Origin of the sequence: Gimesia alba (assembly GCF_007744675.1) — a bacterium.
GTDB lineage: Bacteria > Planctomycetota > Planctomycetia > Planctomycetales > Planctomycetaceae > Gimesia > Gimesia alba.
Genome location: NZ_CP036269.1, coordinates 5,314,158 through 5,333,525, shown reverse-complemented (window position 1 = coordinate 5,333,525; position 19,368 = coordinate 5,314,158). Strand labels below are relative to the sequence as shown.

At 48.0% G+C, this 19,368-nt stretch carries 9 protein-coding genes; all 9 read left to right on the top strand.

What is annotated here, in order from left to right; genetic code table 11:
- Positions 1–102: 102 nt before the first annotated feature.
- Positions 103–6,831, top strand: a complete 6,729-nt coding sequence (locus tag Pan241w_RS19800) for an RHS repeat domain-containing protein (protein ID WP_198000038.1) — start codon at positions 103–105, stop codon at positions 6,829–6,831.
- 819 nt (positions 6,832–7,650) lie between these two features.
- Positions 7,651–8,358: an ankyrin repeat domain-containing protein gene (locus tag Pan241w_RS19795; protein ID WP_145219169.1), complete on the top strand. Its 708-nt coding sequence runs from the start codon at positions 7,651–7,653 to the stop codon at positions 8,356–8,358.
- A 181-nt stretch (positions 8,359–8,539) separates the two neighbouring features.
- Positions 8,540–9,175, top strand: a complete 636-nt coding sequence (locus tag Pan241w_RS19790) for a transposase (protein ID WP_232107205.1) — start codon at positions 8,540–8,542, stop codon at positions 9,173–9,175.
- A gap of 43 nt (positions 9,176–9,218) precedes the next feature.
- On the top strand, positions 9,219–10,514 hold the full coding sequence (locus Pan241w_RS19785) for an RHS repeat-associated core domain-containing protein (protein WP_145219166.1): 1,296 nt from the start codon (positions 9,219–9,221) through the stop codon (positions 10,512–10,514).
- Positions 10,511–11,293 (top strand): ankyrin repeat domain-containing protein, encoded by a 783-nt coding sequence (locus tag Pan241w_RS19780; RefSeq protein ID WP_145219164.1) that lies wholly within the window; start codon positions 10,511–10,513, stop codon positions 11,291–11,293. Before Pan241w_RS19785 ends, Pan241w_RS19780 begins: the two co-directional genes overlap by 4 nt.
- 1,796 nt (positions 11,294–13,089) lie before the next feature.
- Positions 13,090–14,373, top strand: a complete 1,284-nt coding sequence (locus tag Pan241w_RS19775) for a DUF1552 domain-containing protein (protein ID WP_145219162.1) — start codon at positions 13,090–13,092, stop codon at positions 14,371–14,373.
- Positions 14,374–14,375: 2 nt separating this feature from the next.
- Positions 14,376–16,895, top strand: coding sequence for a DUF1592 domain-containing protein (locus Pan241w_RS19770; RefSeq protein ID WP_145219161.1), 2,520 nt, complete (start codon positions 14,376–14,378; stop codon positions 16,893–16,895).
- A gap of 51 nt (positions 16,896–16,946) precedes the next feature.
- Positions 16,947–18,377, top strand: coding sequence for a recombinase family protein (locus Pan241w_RS19765; protein WP_145219159.1), 1,431 nt, complete (start codon positions 16,947–16,949; stop codon positions 18,375–18,377).
- Between the two features lie 84 nt (positions 18,378–18,461).
- Positions 18,462–19,193: a hypothetical protein gene (locus Pan241w_RS19760; protein WP_145219157.1), complete on the top strand. Its 732-nt coding sequence runs from the start codon at positions 18,462–18,464 to the stop codon at positions 19,191–19,193.
- Positions 19,194–19,368 lie beyond the last annotated feature (175 nt).

Below are 19,368 nucleotides of genomic sequence, written 5' to 3'. Positions count from 1 at the left end.
AAAACATCACGGGCTCCCGGCCCAATGGAACTTTTTAGGGCTCGACTTAAAAACAAAATCACTGAGATCATCTATCTCTACTTTTCAAATTCAAGGACGAAAATGAACGGCAACACCCAAACAACAGCATGGCAGAACAACGTTTCAAAACAGATTCAGGTCTCTCTCAATGGAGCTGCATCCCACCTGACTCCCTCTAATCAATCGTTTGATTTAAAACTAATGCATCTCGGATCGAAACGCTGCCTCTGGGAACAAGAGTTTTCTGACACCAATGGTTTATCCACAGCGGTTTTCAGCGCGACACAAAATAAGAATGGTCTGTTTGAGGTCTGGTTCGGCCTTGAAGGAAATGTTCAAGGACCCCAGTGGTCTGCAGTAGGTATTCAAGGACTCTTTAACACCATTAAATTGTTTCTTGATTCGGATTTCCCGGCAGACTCCTCGATCGCCCAAGGTTGGCCCAAAGAAATTCTGGTCACGTTTTCTCCTTCCGTTCCAGAAAGAAGTGCCTTCTACATCGCTCCTGAATTGAGCGAAAATCAGTTTGCCATGATGGCCGGCATGGGTGAATCTGATTCCGGCTCTGGTTCCGAAAGCTCAACTTCGACTTCTTCTGAATCCTCAGAGTCAGGCGGAAGTCTCGGTAGCGGCGGAAGTGGTGGGAGCGGCGGCGATGGTGGCGGCAGTGAGGGAGGCGGCAGCAGTTCCAGCACCGCCGAGGATGACACTCCCGAACCCAGAACCGAAGTGGGCGGCTGCGGTGATGTTTCAAATGACCCCATTCGCTATGTCGACGGACAAATTCAACTACAGGCCGTCGACGTAGCCAGCCGCGGCTTCGGTCAATACTGGGCACACGAACGAAGCTACTCCAATCAGTTGGCCCGAAATGTCAACATGGGTAATGGATACTGCTGGTGTCTGCCTTACCTGTCTCAGATCGTCAGTGTCACCATCACCAGATATGCGCTGGTGGGGAATATGAACAACGTGATCTATTTTGATAAAGACCTTGAGACCGGTCTGTTTACCACACTTAATGGAAACCTGGAACGACTTACTTATGACGATGTGAATGAAGTGTTTTACCTGCTGTCTCCGGACGGCACATACAGTAAATTTCATGGGTACGATGATACCAGCAATTATGGAAAACTCATCTACTCCCGCAGTCCGGGAGGCAATGAAACAACGGTCGTCAGGACCACTTCCAGTTTCAGCGTCGAACGATCGATCACACTCCAGGCGGGAACGTTTACCCAACGTTTCACTTATACCACCGAAAGTCAGGGCGCTCATGCCGGACAAATTACTGCCTGTTTTCTACAGGTAACTGATCCGTCTGAAAACGTGACGAATATCGCCAAAGCCAACTACACTTACTATGACGGCAGTTCAGACAACGGCTCTCTGAACGACTTAAAAACGGTCTCCATCCAAAAATGGGACACCGATACAAGTGCCTGGATCGACCAGGGAACTACTTACTATCGTTACTATAAAGACAACGAATCCGACGGTTTTAAGCACGGGCTCAAGTATGTCGTCCTGCCCGGTTCCTACGAGCAAATGGTCAGCGACAGTATCGATCCACTAACGACTTCAAATACGACAATCGCCCAGTATGCCGACAATTATTTCGAGTTCGATACTTCCCAGCGCGTCGTGCTGGAACGAAATAAAGGGGGCGCACTCACCTTTACCTTCAGCTATACCGAAAATCCTGCCACAAGCTCATCGACTAGCGGTGGCTCAACAACCTACAACCCCAATTCCTGGGTCAAGAAAACCGTTCAGACTCTGCCCGATTCCAGCCAGAATATTCTGTATTTCAACGGTGCAGGGCAAACGATGCTTGAGGTCAAGAAATCCGGGAATGATGAATGGTGCTGGTTTAAAAAGTATGATGGAAACGGACGGGTCATTCTGCAGGCAGAACCTTCGGCGATCTCCGGATACGACGAACAGTACACCGATCTCCTGCACTATTCCGGTGGCAGCTATCAGTACTTGAATAACAGCACCGGCCTGATTCATCTGTATGACTTTTATACAACCACGGGATCGGGAGCCGCAGAAGGCTATCCCTCTTTCACAAAAATACAGAATGGCGAAAATGGAACGCCCATCAAACTCAGTAAAACCGAATATTCATCTCATTCGGCAAATGGGAATACCATCTATCTGCCCTCCAAAGAAATTTCCTACCCGGACGAATCGAATCAATCGACAACCATTTCGGCGAGCTATTCTTACACGTTCCATACGGGAACCTTGCAGGTAAAACAAAAAACAATCACCCTGCCCGTCATTTCCACCTCTCAGAACGGATCTGGAACCGCCAACACCAGAATCGAAGTCCACGACACGGAAGACAACCTGACCTGGGTGAAAGATGAACTCGGCTTCATTACCAAAATGGTCTACGACAATACGACCGGAGCGCTCATCCAATTAATTGAAGACGTGGATACAACCCAGCAGACTGACGAACCCGCGGGCTGGGTCACTCCCTCAAACGGGGGAAAGAACCTGGTGACCGATTACGAAGTAGACGATCTGGGACGAGTCACTCAAGTTCTGGGACCTGCGCATTCGATCGACATCAATGGTCAGACAACATCCATTCGAACTGCCACCTGGAATGTTTACAAGCAAGGTTCGAGTGTTGACGAAGTCTGGCAGGCCAGAGGATATCAGTCGGGGCCTTCCAACAATTACCAGTACACATTGATCAATCCGGTATCAATTAATAAAACAGATAAATACGGGAACGCACTAGAGCGAATTCAGGCCACACGCAGTTCAACCAGCGGAAAACTGCTGCCCACCGATTCATTCCCGCAGTCTTCATTCGTCAGCTGGATCACCCGCCAGTACACGGGCTGCTGCCTGTTGGAATCCGAACGCGTCTATCATACCATCCCCTCCTCGGGCACCGGTTCCTCGGGAACGAACTACGATCAGTCCAGCTATGGCTACGACAATATGCAGCGGCAAAACCGCAGCACATCACCGGGCGGCACAATCTCCTTTACGGTCTTTGATGTTCGCAATAACCCCTATCAGGTTTATGTGGGCACCGACGATACCGGAGCCACTCAGCAGGACCCGACGGGAGGAGGTGCGACCGGCAACAACATGGTGCTGGTCTCTCAGAATGAATATGATAACGGCGCTGATGGCGGCGACAACAATCTGACGAAACAGACGCTGTACGTTGACTCGTCAGAGACACGTATCACTTCCATGAGTTATGACTGGCGTGACCGCCCCGTCGATACGGATGGCGAAATTGACGCGTTTCAGAGAAAATACTACGACAACCTGAATCGCGTCACCAAAGTGGAACAGTACCATACCACTGCTGCAGGGGTTTTACTCGGACGCTCAGAAACAAAATACGATGATCTGGGCCGCGTCTATCAGTCAATCCAGTATGCCGTCGATCCATCAACGGGGACCATAGGCAACAGCCTCGTCAACAACACCTGGTACGATGCAACAGGCAAAGTTCTCAAGCAGCTTCCCGCCGGCTCTGATCTGTTTACGAAACTGGAATATGACGGCCTTGGACGACAAACCGCCAGTTACACCGGCTACGATCTGGATGAAACCAGCTATGCTGATGCCGGAACCGTTACCGGCGATACAATCCTGGAACAGGCAGAAACAGTCTACGATGATGCAGGTAACGTCATCGAGAACATCACACGGATGCGTTATCATGATGCTCCCGCCAGCCAGACAGGTGCGCTGCAGGATCCAACGACCGCTCCCAAAGCGCGGGTCACATTCCAGGCAAGTTATCCCGATGCCATAGGGCGTGTCATTGCGATCGCGGACTATGGTACGAACGGGGGCACAGCCTTATCGCGTTCCAGCACCGTTCCCACGCGCAGCGATACGGTGCTGGTCACAACTTCGGCCTTTGATTCCGCAGGTCGCGTTTATCAATTGATTGATCCTGCCGCGATGGAATCGCGTAAGGAATATGATTCCGCCGGACGGACCATCAAAGTGATCGAAAATTATCAGGCCACGGCGTCATCCAGTTCCAGCAGCTCTGCGGGATCTGATCCTTCAAATGATACCAATCGCACAACGCGTACGACATATACACCCGATGGTTCCATCGCCACCCTGACTGCGGAAAACGCAGAGACCGGAAATCAGGTTACTACTTACACCTATGGAACGACATTAAGCGATTCCGAAATCGCCAGCAGTACGCTGCTGCGAACAGAGACCTATCCCGATTCCGTGGATGGGAACGATGTGATTACCTACGCCTACAACAGGCAGGGGCAACCGATCAAAAGAACCGATCAACTGGGAACCATTCACGAAATCGACTACGACAAACTGGGCCGAACGACTCAGGATCGTGTCACGACACTGGGTACTGGCGTTGATGGAGCCGTACGACGTATTGGTCTATCTTATGATGCGCGTGGGCTTAACACGGAAATCGGCAGCTATAAGAATGCCACAGCCGGTCAGGGAACACTCGTCAACGAGGTCCAGTTTGCCTATAATGATTTCAGGCAGGCCATTACCAGTTATCAGTCGCATGCGGGAGAGGTGAATGTGAGCACCAGCCCCAAGGTTCAAACCAGTTTTGCCAATGGCAGTGACAATACGATTCGTCCCGCCAGCCTGACCTACCCGGATGGCCGCGTGCTGTCTTACAGTTACGGTTCGTCGGGAAGTATCGACGATGCGACCAGCCGTGTGGCGGCGATTGTGGACGACGACCTCAGTGCTACCCATCTGGCCGAGTATTCCTACCTCGGTATGCGCAGCCCGGTCATCGCTGATGAGACCGAACCGGATGTGAAATACACGCTGGTCGGCACAGCGGGAGGCAACGATCCGGATACCGGCGACATTTATCGCGGCATGGATCGCTTCGGTCGGATTAAAGAGTCCCTCTGGTATGACTACGGTGCTTCTGCTGATAAGGCAAACATCCAGTACGGCTACGACCGAGCCTCCAATCGGACCTGGCGGTATAATCCCCTGGATACAACCCACAGCTTCGATGAATTTTATTCCTATGATGGTCTGCAGCGTCTAAAAGAAACGGATCGCGGCGAATTGAATGCCCCGAAGACCGGCATCAATATGCTCAAATTCGCTCAGTCCTGGTCGCTCGATGAAACCGGAAACTGGAAAGGCTTCCAGCAGGACAATACGGGCAATGGAACCTGGGATTTAGAGCAAACCCGCACGAGTAACACAGCCAATGAAATCACTGACATCACCGAGACGGCTGGCTCGAGTTGGATCACTCCCGCGTACAACAAAGCGGGCAATATGACGACGATCCCGCAACCCACTGATCTGACAGCCAGTTTTACCGCAACCTACGATGCCTGGAATCGGCTGGTAAAAATTATGGACAGCAGCAACACGGTTGCCGAATATGCCTATGATGGTCGCAACTTTCGGATCATCCAGAAATCCTACGTCAGCGGATCACTGGATGAAACCCGACATCTTTACTACACCGATTCCTGGCAAACCATCGAAGAACGCATCGACAGCGAAACCAGTCCCGAACGCCAGTTCGTCTGGGGAATGCGCTACATTGATGACCTATTTCTTCGCGACCGCGATACCACCGGCAACGGCACACTGGATGAACGCCTCTACGCGTTACAGGACGGCAACTGGAATGTCACGGCGATCTGTGATGAAAACGGTGATGTCCAGGAACGCTATGCCTACGACAGTTACGGCAGTCCTACGTTTTTAACCCCCAGCTTTGGTTCCCGCAGCAGCTCCAGTTTTAATTGGGAAACTTTCTATGCAGGCTATCGTTGGGAATCTGCTTCAGAACTATTTCATGTGCGTAATCGAGCTTATCATTCTTTTATGGGGTGCTGGACTCAACGTGATCCGGTTGGATATACAGACTCATTGAGTCTGTATGAATATGAGTTTGGAAAGCCTTTTATCTTTACCGACCCTTATGGTGATCAAGCTTATATGCCAAACTGGAATCCATATGAAGAAAATGTTAAGTGGCATAAAATCCAGGAGCAGAAACGCCTAAATGAACTACATAATACCATGAAATGGATGACAGTTATTGCTGATAGTTATGCACAGACTGGTGATATGAACCGGACTTTAAAAAGATTTAACGACTTACCTCAGGGCTATATCCAAGATCCTGTTCGACCATTTAAATTCCCCGCTAAGACTTATCAAAGCACAACTAATAAAATGATTTACAGCTGGGAGAATTATAACCGGATTGGATTATTTAATGTGGATGCCGGCCAATCAATCATGAATTTGATGGGATCAGGAACTGCGCACAACTATCCAGTTATTCCAGGATTTCAAATTTCTAATAACCAATTTTGGAATGAAAACCCTATTAGTGCGATAGGTACATTAACGCACGAACCACAGCATGACCTTGGATTAGGACCATTTCTAATGGGCATTGGAGGACATGCTAATGATGGATCAGGTTATCACATTCATGGAGTACCAGCTGGAACATATTTAGAAGGTAATATCGAGGATTTAGCCAATTGGATTGAGAGGTTCATTGATCCTCAAACTCGCGATAGGAAAGATAATTTATTGGAACAGATTATAAGACTCTCCACTCAAGAGCCGCCGGTAGCTCCTCCGTATTTACCAAAGCCTAGTAGTAGTCCAGTAACCCCCAAAGGCCGAAAGACACCTTCTTGTCCAAATTTGCCAGGTCTATTGAGAGAGAAGGATTCGTCCGGACGAGACATTATGCCGATTGGGACAATGCCTGGAGGTAGGCAACGGAATGGGAAAATACCTATTTATAAATAATTAGCTTCGAGACCAGATCAAACGTAAAACGTTAGTAACATTGTAAACTAGAAAACTCCATTAATTCGACGCTTAATGAATTGCATTCTTCAAGGAGAATTCATGAATAGAAACCCGCGATTAAGTTCGTTTCTGCTTTTAGGGGTATTGGTGTCACTTACCATAACGATCCCTGCAGCTTACCATTTAAAATCGTTTTTTTATCAAATTTTACTTTTGGGAATATTCTTAGGACTACTCATTTCTTTTTTGTTATGGAAAAAGAGTATCTCGCACACAGTCGTCGATATCATAATTGGTGGCAGTTGCTTCTTTTGGATAAGTCATGGCTCAGATGTTCGGTCTGTCTTAACATTTTTTATTGGAGGCTTGATGGGACTTGGAATCAGCTTTCTACCTTCTTACTGGAGAATAGGTATTTTCACTCCAATGCTATTTGTTTTAGCAATATTTGGGCTTGGACTGTTAACTTCCCCATAAAGAACTCTCAAAAGGGACTAGGCTCAACTTAATCGACGTGTCTCCCAAGCCCTACAGTAGTACCTAACCCAATAATCGAAAACTCAGGGACATAAATAGGGTCTGATAAACATAAAAAGGGGCTGGTCAAATCCTGTTCGGCAAGGCGGTTGCCCTCGGCGTTTGATTTTTGGATCAGGGCTTTCGATAATTGTAAAATCTGCGGAGAGAGTGCGAGTGTTGAACACAAAAGGGGGTCTGGTCTCAATTCTAGTGGACCTGACCCCTTATTTCTTCCACCTTAAAAAAAGAAATGATCTCTAAGCAGACTAACTTACGAAATGTATTTGAGGTTCACAGATGAAACAATCACGGTTGATAAAATTATTGTTTATACTGACAGGAGTGCTTGTAGCTTCACTCCTGGCAGTTCAAGCGTGTATGGTGATAATTATTCATTCTGTGTCTGCGAATCCTTGTGGATTGAATAAATCTATCATGGTAGAAAATACATCTCACGCAGAAAGATTAATATCCCAAGGTATGTTTGATAAACCATGTGGTGGAATATATCCAATCCACGCTGCTTCCCAAAAAGCGAATCAGCAAATCCTGAAACTTTTGCTGAATAAAGGGGAAGACCCAAATCGTCTAGATGACGCAGTATTCATGTCTCCTATAATGTGGCTTGTTACGGGTACTGGTCTAACAAATGAAACAAGCATTGAGTGTTTTGAATTATTAGCAGAAAACGGTGCCAACATAAATCTGAAGTCTCCCGATACAGGGCTGTCTCCTCTTCACTTAGCTGTCGATTCCAGGGACTTTAAAACAACGAAAGTTCTCATTGAACGAGGCGCAGAAATTGATGCTCAAGATAAACAAGGAAAAACACCTTTACACTATGCAGTTGAGTATAAGAATGAAATGCTTGTTGAACTCTTATTGGATAGTGGAGCAAACAGCTCGCTTGTTGATAATAATAATGAAACACCTCTGGATATCGCCAAAAGAATGAATTTCCCGGATATTCAAAAACGATTAACCGAGCAATCTAAGACCGAATAAATATCCTCTATACTGACAGCTGGATACAAAAAGGGGCAGATCTCAATTCCAAGAGACCTGCCCCTTATTTCTTCTCCTTTGAGAAAAAGGGGTCAGGACTTTTTTGTTTTGCTCCAGTTTCTGTTATACTTCAGTCATGCCTAGATCGAAGCGAATTTGTCCTGCTGGTGAAGTGTTTCATGTGCTGAACCGATCTGTTGCGCGGCTGACTCTATTTGAGAAGCCGGACGACTATGCTGCTTTTATGCGGGTGGTGGAGGAGACGTGGCAGAAGAACCCTCTGCCGATCTTTGCGATGTCAGTGATGCCCAATCACTGGCACTTTGTCGTACGGCCTACGACGGATACCCAGTTGACGGACTTCTTCCGACTGCTCACCGTCACCCACACAATGCGCTGGCACGCTCGCTATGCAACTGGCGGCACCGGGCATCTCTACCAGGGACGCTTCAAGTCATTCCCAATTCAGCCTAACGACCATTTACTGACCGTCATGCGTTACGTCGAACGCAATCCCTTGCGAGCGAATCTGGTCAAGAAGGCAGAGGAGTGGGAGTACGGCTCTGCCTGGGCCCGGCAGCAGAAACAGGCCACGCCGGAATGGCTGGCGACGCCGAAGAATCCACCGCTGCCACGAAACTGGCGGGCACTGGTCAACAAACCCCAGACCGAAGCCGAACTGGCCGCCCTCCGCAAATGCATCACCCGCGGCACCCCCTTCGGTAATGAAAAATGGACCAGCAACACTGCCAAAAGGCTCTCATTGGAAAGCACCACCCGACCCCGCGGCAGACCCCGTCTTATAAAAGAGTCCTGACCCCTTTTAAGTCGCTCAGATCAGTCAGACGGCGATTGAGTATGTGAATGGTGTTCCAGAAACTCCCCAGACGCTCATCTTCCTGGCTGATGGTCATGGCAGTACGCGCGTCCTGGCTGATGCTGCTGGTGCAATTGCCAGCATTTCCGGAGTCGAGCAGCTCTTCTTTTATGATGCGTATGGCAATCTGCTGAATATGCAGGCGACACAGGCTGCGACCAGTTATCTATATAGTGGTGAGCAATTTGATCCCAAAATTGGTCAGCAGTACCTGCGTGCTCGCTACTACGATGCGACCACAGGACGCTTTAATCGGCTCGATCCGTTTGCAGGAAATACAAATGATCCACAGTCACTGCATAAGTATCTCTATACTCACGCTGATCCAATTAATGGAACTGATCCGAGTGGTTTATCGAATCTTCCATCTGCGCTTGGTGGACTCTCGATTGGCTCAACCCTAGGTAGTTTTATTAGCGCAGCGGTAACACAAGTTCTAATAAATGTTGCTACTTCAGCAGCAGTTTATTTAGGAGAGGTTTACAAACAGAAAATACGTCCGATCCCCAGGAATAAGCTTGGTATAGACCAAGGGTATGCGGAACTCGCACGAGCAGTATATTCGCAAGATACTAAAGGCGCACGTCCAGTCTGGAAAAGAAAAGCCCGCTTCAGTGATGATGCATCTGGTTACAAAGCTGCTCTGTATGAGAATAAAGATACAAGAGAATTGGTTCTTGCCTTCGCTGGAACGGAAGAACTAAATCCTATTCAATGGCCGCTGCTTGGGATTGATATGGTTACAAACATAGCCTATGGATTATTCAACAGTAGTCTTCAATATCAACGCGCAGTTGATGATTCCTGGGATGTCATTCGCAAATTCCCGGGTCGCAAGCTTCGGTTTGTTGGCCATTCCCTTGGAGGGGGATTGGCAACTGTTGCGTCTTTGTCATATAATATAAAAGCGACGACCTTCAATGCAGCTGGAGTTCATCCTGTAGGCAACTTAATTATTGGACGGGGACAATTATTTCCTGCTCCGAATCCAGTTTTTGAATGGTTTTTTAATCCAGGACCTAAAGCAGATAAATTCGTAGATGCGTATCGTGTTCGAGGAGAAGTTTTAAGTACTTTGCAAGATCTTCCGCCTGCATATGCGAATGCTTGGCAATTTGGAAGAGCTTTTTATGGGATAGCAGGAGCCGGCGCATTAGCTATTCTGATGCCAAATTCTGCTGGTAAAGCGTATTGGCTTCCGAGCCGTTATTATATCGACCCATTTAGTAGACATACTATTGGTACCGTGCTTGACTCATTCGATATTGTGTTAAAATGACCAAAATCTTTCTTCAATCTGTGGCGAGTAAAACCTATTATGTCTGGGGTTTCGGAATATTTTTATTACTGCTTCAGAGTTGCAGTGGATCAGCGGGTGGGGTGGATGTGTGGGAGGCAGTGGAGAAGGAAAATCTGAAGGCCATCGAACAATATGTCAAAGCGGGCGGAGACGTGAATTGTCAGTCATGGGATGGAGTAACGCCATTACTCAATGCTTTGATCAACAGGAAACGAAAAAGTTATGAGAAGTTACTCAAACTTGGTGCAAACCCTAATATCATCGCTGATAACGTAGCGAGTATGCCCCATTATAATCGTTCAGTGATGACTGATGCTGCTCGTATCAAAGATACATTCTGGATAAAGCTTGCTCTTGAGCATGGTGGAAATCCAAATCTTCAAATTAAAAGTTCTGATAAAGTGCGTAATAGTACTGTATATCAATATGCTCTAGAAAATGATGCGTTTGAAAATATAAAACTGTTAGTTAAACATGAGATGGATCTTAATCTAATTGATAAGCGGGGAGAAACACCATTAGTCTTGGCAGCTAATTATGCACGATTTGATATCGTCTATTTTCTCTTAGAGGCCGGCGCAAACTACAAACAAAAAGGAACAAAGGGTTCTGAATCTTTTATTGAGTTTATGAGGACAAGGGAACTTGGGGAATATCCAGATGAAGAGACGAATCAATGGCTTGCAAAAGTCTTCGATTGGTTGAAAGCAAGAGGTGCCCACCCTAAAGCTCAGATGAAAGTTAACGATCGATCATAGTTGATCGGATGAAAAAGGGAACATACTTCATGAAAGGCTTACGCCGTGCATCACTTTGGAGTAAGTTAAATAAAGAACAAATGGTGGAATGGTTCCATGATAAACTTCGTTGTGATTGGATTACTCGGCTTGCTGATATGTATTGCTATTGGTATGCTTGAAAGTGCTGGTATAGCGATGTTAATAGGGTGTATCCGTTTAATTCTGCGAGTTGAAAGTGATTGGGTAAGAATCATCGTTGTGTCTATTCTTTTGGCTTTCTGTAGTCTTGTAGGTTGGTTTATTGTTAAATGACTGCCACGACAGACATAAAAAGGGGGTAGCGACGAATGTCGCGCTGTCGCTGAAATATTGATTTGTATTTGCACAACGCCTTCTGTGTGACGCAGTCACGATTTTAATATTCTGATTTTTTGTCAGTTCGCTGGAAATTTTGTTTGGCAAAACCTCTCCTGGCATGATGCCAGATAAAACAGCTTTTGGCTTGGATGTAGTGTTATCTTCCCTTTTTAAAAGAACGATGATGCAAGATCGTTCGCTCCCGTAGGTCGACGGTCTGCGCTGGCATGTCCACTGCACGAGCGCTTATTCGGGGCATGTTACAGGTGAGTTTTATTCATGCGCGGTGCGGGGTGTTCATCTCTCATGCTGCCGGTGATATCGGGTAGGATTTGTTTACCGGTGGGTTGGTTCTTTGATCTGGTTTCTACCGGCGGCGTGGTAGTGTTTCTTAATTCGAACGGTCCTTACCAATGACGTACAACCGGGGCTAAGGCCCTGCGGCTAATTGGGCTTTCCTGTTGTCAAAGTCCTGAAAACAAGGGTAACAGCACATCGACTCGTCCCTGTATCTGGAGAGAGTATCATGATTGTGAAACGGATTTTTGCGAACTGCGTGGGGGAGTCAAGGGGGCGTTGCGTATTTTCGTCAGGAATGTCATTTGATCTCCTGGGATGGGCTTGTGATGTTCTGGGAATGTTAAATGAAGTCTTGCGATGTCGTTTGATAACTGAGGTGCATCGGAGCAGTGGTTGGGAAAATCGTGCTGAAACAAGCGGGTTTGATGGTGCTGATGATTTCAGTGGTTTGAAAAGGGTCACTGAACCCGTAGTGCTCACTCACGCGCGCGACGTTATCTCCGCATGATGATCTTGATCTGCGCGATGCGGTCAAGTCGAAAATTGACAGTCGTGAGGTGACGTCGTTTCCTGGATCAAAGCAGGGGAGTGGAGATGCTGGCGTCCTCGGGAAAGGCTGCGCCAAAAAGAAAAGCCTGCCGAGGGTAACACAGCTGGCAGGCATGGGGCACAACTCAAACCCATTTTCCGAAAGAGGGAAATAATGAAGTTTCAAACAGAAACCAACGCAGTCATTCAGATCAGCGTTGTGAAAAGAGTGTGATTCGATCTCGTCAAGTGAGTTTCTCTCTCCATTTCTCTTGATAGGAAAAAAGGAATGCCACAAGACTGCCACAAATATTTTGGTCACTCATGAGTTTACATTTGCTATCGCAGGCCTGGATTAGTCTCTCTGACTACTATAATGCCGATAATTGTACTGGACTCACCACTCCGATCAGATGTGATATTGGGGATCTTGTTGTAAATATACATGGCGTTGCATCTCCATTTCGGGTAAAATCAGGCGGCCAGATTCAGTTTCTTGACCAGGCTCTGTGCGTATTGAAAATACACTTAAACGCTGATAGAAGCGGTTTTCAAACAACCAGACTTTCAAGAGGCCCGACTTTCAATAGGATTCTACGTTTCCCTTTGTGATTGGACAGACTGCTAATATGAACGATAAAATCAATCGCCGCCGATTCATTCTTCGGTCCTTTGCCGGATCTCTGGCTTTGCCTGGGCTGCCATCCCTGATGACGGGCTCACTGGCGGGGAATTCCGCGATTACTGAGTCTCGTGGGGCCGGTGCGGGGGCACAACGGTTTGTCGCTGTCGGGAACTTGCTTGGTTTTCAACTGAAACATTTTTTTCCTGAGAAAACAGGCAAAGGGTATGAAGAGACGACGCTGCTCAAGCCTCTCGCAGCCAATCGAGATCAGCTGACGGTCTATCGCGGACTCGATCATGGACTTCGCGGCGGCCACTTTGCCGTGCATACGTTCCTGTCGGGTTTGCTCCATCACGAGTCCAAGAATCGGACAGACGGCAACGTTACCATCGATCAATTCATCGCGGATGAAATCGGTAATCAGACACGCTTTCCGTCGCTCACGGTCGGGTCTGAAGGGGGAATTCATGGTGGCTGTCAACTCTCTTGGACGAAGTCAGGTGTGCGGGTTCCGCCGATCACAGGGCCTGCGGAATTGTTTGACCGACTCTTCATCGCGGATTCGAAACAGCTTCAGGCACAGAAAGTGAAAGAGAATTCACTGCAAGCGTCGATTCTTGATTCGATTCACGACGAAGCCCGCTCGCTTTCGAAACGAGTGAATAGTGAAGACAAGGCGAAACTCGATGAGTATTTCAGTTCCATTCGCGATGTCGAAAAACGTCTGAAGCTCCGTCAGATCTGGTCTGATCAGCCCAAGCCGAAAGCACCCTTCGACAAGCCCGCCGATAAGAACACCGTTGAAGACCTGCCTATGCTCTACGAATTGATCGCGCTGGCTTTGCAGACAGATTCAACACGGATCGCCACGCTGGAAATTGGCGGCAGCTTTTTGCCACAGCACCTGGGTATTAATAAGTCCTACCATGGTCTTTCGCATCACGGTAACAACGAAGAGTCGGTTGGGCACCTGGTCACCCTTGAGCGATATCAGATCGAACAGTTTGGAAAATTCCTGACCCGTCTGGCTGGAATATCCGACGGCGAACAGACGCTTCTCGATTCCACGGCGGTCCTGTTCGGCAGCGGCATGGGGAATGCCAATTCACACACCAACTCAGATTTACCCATCATTCTGGCTGGAGGCGGGTATGGGACTGGCGAATTTAAGAAAGCCCCCTCGAAAGGCCCGGGCAAAGTCCCTCTGTGCAACCTCTTCCTGGATATCGCCCAGAGAATGGGGGTTGAGAAGGAATCGTTCGGAACGAGTACCGGAAGGTTCTCTTGAAGATGAATACACAGTTTATAGAGACTCTCAGTATGCGAGCATTTCGCGCCGTTTGCGGATTCGTTATCAGCGTTTCCGTGCTGCTGCCTTGCTCAGCAGAGGAAAAGCAGCACAAACACAATCCAACCGTCACCCGGCTTTTAAAGAAATACTGTCTTGATTGCCATGACATCAAGACTGCGGATGGTGAGCGCGAGTTTGAATCGTTCTCGCTGCCGATCAAAACCCAACAGCAGCTGATCACCGCTGATGGAATTATCGATCAGGTCACACTGCGGAAAATGCCACCGGAAGAATCGGACCAGCCGACCGATGAAGAGAGACTCGCTTTAATCGGTGCCTTGCGAGACAGTATTCAGGAAGCGCGCAGCCAGTTTGAAAGTACCGGGTCACGCACGATCATGCGTCGCCTTTCCAATCGGGAATATGAAAATACCCTGGCGACTCTGTTTGGCCGTCGTGTCGACACGCTGGGATTAACGGCGGACTTCCCGAAAGAAGAGACCAGTCAGCACATGGACAATATCGGTGAGTCGCTGGTGACTTCCGGATTTCTGTTGGATCAGTATATTCAAGCCGCCTCCCGACTGGTAGAAGCCCGTCTTGGAAAACCTGAAATGAAACCCAAGTCGTGGCACTTTACTGACAATTTCAAACAGTATGAAGAACTGTCGGGCTCGCATCGAAGTGTCTTCAAATATCGGTATCTCTGTCTCTACGAACAGCCCAACACTGATACGCGCCAGGGGGGCTACGGGCACATTGAAGATTTCCTGGCGGGCGTGCCGATCTCAGGGCTTTATGACATTCAGGTGCAAGCGCAAGCGATGCACCGCGACACTCACTACGATCCCAAGATTTTCCGCATCGACTTTTCAGAACCATTTCAATTGGCGGTTGTTCCCGGTGATGTGACGAAAGGTCATATCCATTATCCCCAGGCGATTGAACCGATCCTGGCAAGCACCGTGGTTCCAGATGACAAACCAGAGTGGTTCAAGTTTCGCGTCTGGCTTGAAGCAGGGCAGACACCGCGCTTCATTTTTCCAAATGGACCTTATGAGTCGCGTGCCTCTGTCATCGCACTTAACAAACGCTATAAAGATGAATTCAAAAATCCGGATACCGGTGTCAGACGGAAGGCGTTGCTTCGCGAGGGAAAGCTGCCTCATATCAGGATCGGCGAAATCAAAATCCATGGTCCAATTTCAGAACCAGCCGGCAGCAAAGAAGAGATCGCCGTGTTCGGGAAAGAGGGGTTTCAGGAAGACCATGCGCTGGAACAACTCTTTGCCTTTGCGAACAAAGCCTATCGGCGTCCGTTAAACGAATCGGATCAACAGCGGATCAAAGCGCTTTACGAGCTGCGATTGTTCGAGCAAGCAACGCCACGTCAGGCGGCTCTCGATACACTCAAGATGATACTTTGCTCTCCCTCCTTTTTGTACCTCAGCGAGATCACTCCCGAGGATGAGCTCGAATTGCACCCGTATGATCTGGCGTCGCGACTTTCCTATGCGCTCTGGACAGCACCCCCTGATGCAGAGTTATTCGCCGCGGCCGCCTCTGGTCGACTGAAGAAAAAAGAAGAATTACAGAAGCAGATTCGACGTCTGCTGAAAGATCCACGTTCTGATGAATTCGTCAATGGTTTCCTTGATAGCTGGCTGAATCTTCGCGCCATTGGTGACCAGCCTCCACCGCGCAGAGCTGCGTGGGAATACTACGCTCAGAACCTGCCTGAGTCGATGAAACAGGAAGCTCGCTTGTTTTTCCGTTCCCTGCTGGATGAGAACGGATCGGTGAATTATTTTCTGGACGCTGACTTTACTTTTGTTGACAAGAAACTGGCCCATCTCTATCAGTTACCAGAGAAAGACAAGCTGCGACTGAAAGATGGTTTCAGGCGTGTCAAGCTCTCTGGCACGAAACAGCGTGGAGGGTTGTTAGGCATGGCTGGTGTGCTGACGGTCAGCGCCAATGGCGTTGATACCTCTCCGGTAACGCGCGGTGTCTGGGTTCTCGAAAATCTACTCGGAACACCACCACCGCCTCCTCCAGACGAAGTGCCTGCCATTGAGGCTGATGTCAGCGGGGCAACGACAATTCGTGAGAGACTGGCAAAACACAGCACGGATCAAACGTGTTACGTATGTCATCGAAACATCGATCCACACGGTCATGCATTGGAATCATTTGACCCTATTGGCCGGTGGCGAAACAAGTACCCCAAACCGAAAGGAAAAGGAGTCGGTCCTAAAGTCGATCCGACAGGCAAACTTCCTTCTGGGGAAACATTCACTGATTTTGCCAGCTTTAAGCATGTGCTGCTCGAAAACCGTCTTGATCAGTTCACCCACTGTCTGATTGAAAAGCTGCTCACGTACTCAACCGGACGGCAGATGGAACGGTCCGACCAGTACGAGATCGAAGACATACTGAAACGTGCCAAAGCCGAGAACTACGGCCTGCAGACAATCGTGCTCGAAGTCATGACGTCCCGAATCTTTCGATCGCGTTAAAACAGCACGGCTACAATCAGGAATTTCCACACAGGGACAAAGACGAAACAAGTGGGGTGCACAATAAAACAATGGCTCGAAACCTTTTTTACTAGAGGTTTCGAGCCATGGTTCATTGAATGCGGAGAGAGGGGGAAACTCACCCCCGGGTTTCCACAAGTTATTTTTCGGTCTGTCTTTCTGTTGTTAGTGCTTTCTGTCGTTACTCTTGCGATCAGTGTGTTCTTCACGGTTGGTAACGGTTATCACCGGTTGTTGGGGAAACAGTCTAACACATTTTTATCACAATTTACGGGTTTAGAAGCCGTTAGTGACGAGCGTTATGTGGTTCCGATTCCGTCCTTAGCAGGCTTTGGTTTTTACTTTGTATGTGTGCCTCTTCAGAAACATTTGCGAATTCTGTTTTATGGCAGATTTTCCAAAGATGAACAAAGGCAGCAAAGTATTGAAGACCAACTGCAATATTGTAAGGAATTTCTGTCTGAGATGGGGGTGGATGTCTCATCACTTGATGAACAGTGTGATCGTGGAATTTCAGGTGAAATTCATAGTCGGCCAGGTATTGACCAAGTTCGTCAGGGAATCTGGAAACGCAATTGGGACCTGATTATCTCTGAGGATTCCAGTAGGCTGTTTCGAGGTATTTCTCCGTGCATGGATCTGGTTGGTGCGGCTGTCGACAATGATATCCGTGTAATCTGTATCAATGACCGGGTTGATACAGCCAACGACGACTGGCAACAGCGGTTGGAGGAAGCTCAGAGACACCACGGACAAGATAACTATTATACTCGCTTTCGCATTAAACGGGCGCTCAATGGCCTGTGGGATATGGGAGCAGCCATTGGGCCAATTCGAGCTGGATACGAACGGTATCAGAAAAATCCGGAACAGCATAAAGCTCCCAAATTTGATCGTGTCGATCCAGATTGGGCGGGAATGATTCGCGATGCGTTTCAGATGGTTGCGGATGGGCGCCCGTTAGATTTGATTGCGAATTATTTGACAGAACAGGGCCTCCCTAAAGGGTCAAATGCACAGAAAGAGGAATGGACTGAGGGCAATGTTCGCAGCATGGTTCGTTGCTCTCTTTATCGAGGAGAGGAAATATTTCGCAAGACGATCTCTCGTAAACAACATACGACAGGTAGGTCAAAACAAATTAGAAATCCAGATCCAGGGAATATTCAAACTCGAGCGATGCCACACTTAAGAATAATTGAGGATTGGCTTTGGTATAAGGCGAATGAAGTGATTGATCAAAGAGGAGCGAGATCAAGTTATCCTCAGGGGATCGATCATCCACTTTACGGGATTTCCAGAGATTCTCGCAGCCCTCTGTCGAGATTATTTATCTGTGGGATCTGTGGGAGTAAGATGCATATGGACGGTCGAAGAGAGGGTGGATTTCGTTGCAGTGCAGCCTCGAAAAATCGGTGTTGGAACAGTGCTACAGCGCTGCGTGATTTTGTTTATCGTTAAATTGGAAGCAGGGTTTCTGAAGTTATCCTGCAGTCCTCCAAAGCGATTCTAGATCCTCTGATTGCCTACATCGAGAATTTACTGTTGACTCCAGTAGAAATCGAAAAATTAAGAGTTGGGTTGAAGAAACGCCGTGCTGAACTCAAACGGCAGAAGGACAACCTGTTGAAGGTGGTTATGAAAAGTGGGGATCCTCCAGAGTTTGTCATTGTCAAAGCCGAGGAAATTCAGGCTCAACTGGATGGTCTGAGGCGGGATGAAGAGCAGCTGGAGAGTCAGTTAACCCAAGCCAGAATGCTGCCATCCCGAGATGAGATTATTGAGAAATTCCAGGGGGCTGCCGAGCAGATACTTGCAATGGAACGCAGTTCAGGTGCGGTATTGGAGCAACTTCTAAAAGGCCCCATTCGAGCGGTCCCTTGCCAGCAATTTGGTCGTAATAAGGTGGTTCTTCGGGCAGAAATGACACTTCTCCTTTCTGAAATCAGAATACAGGGGATAGAACTACATTCAGCTGGCCGAGAGGAGGTTCCAATTAATCCTAAAATATTTCAAAAAGACGTTGTCGTCGATTTATTTGAGCCTTCAATTGCGCCCAGGTATGCGATGTCGGCTCTGAACTATTACAATCTCAATTCAGATCACCGACCGACATTAGAGGAGATTGGTTCCTATCTCGGGATTTCGAAACGAGGTGCCCACCTTGCTCTCCAGATGGGAAAAGAACTTCGGAGACAAGGGCTGAGTGATCCCTTTGTCCCGCTGACAGAGGCACCGGAAAATGCCTCTCGCAGGCGTCCTCAACAGACTGCCTGAAGCAAAACAGGTCCAGCGATAGCCATCCAGCAGGGGGGGCTATTGTTGTTTTTTTAGCTATTAGAGAATTCTGTATTCTGGGGAGGAATAAATGGGTTCTTACAAGTTGATTGTATCTGTGAGTTTCATTCCAAGAGACAACAAAAACAAGCGGAATATAGTTGTTATCTTTCTT

Excerpts from the sequence above, each read along its gene's own strand:
- Pan241w_RS19800 (WP_198000038.1), top strand. The coding sequence starts at position 103 with ATGAACGGCAACACCCAAACAACAGCATGGCAGAACAACGTTTCAAAA.
- Pan241w_RS19795 (WP_145219169.1), top strand. The coding sequence starts at position 7,651 with ATGAAACAATCACGGTTGATAAAATTATTGTTTATACTGACAGGAGTG.
- Pan241w_RS19780 (WP_145219164.1), top strand. The coding sequence starts at position 10,511 with ATGACCAAAATCTTTCTTCAATCTGTGGCGAGTAAAACCTATTATGTC.
- Pan241w_RS19775 (WP_145219162.1), top strand. The coding sequence starts at position 13,090 with ATGAACGATAAAATCAATCGCCGCCGATTCATTCTTCGGTCCTTTGCC.
- Pan241w_RS19770 (WP_145219161.1), top strand. The coding sequence starts at position 14,376 with ATGAATACACAGTTTATAGAGACTCTCAGTATGCGAGCATTTCGCGCC.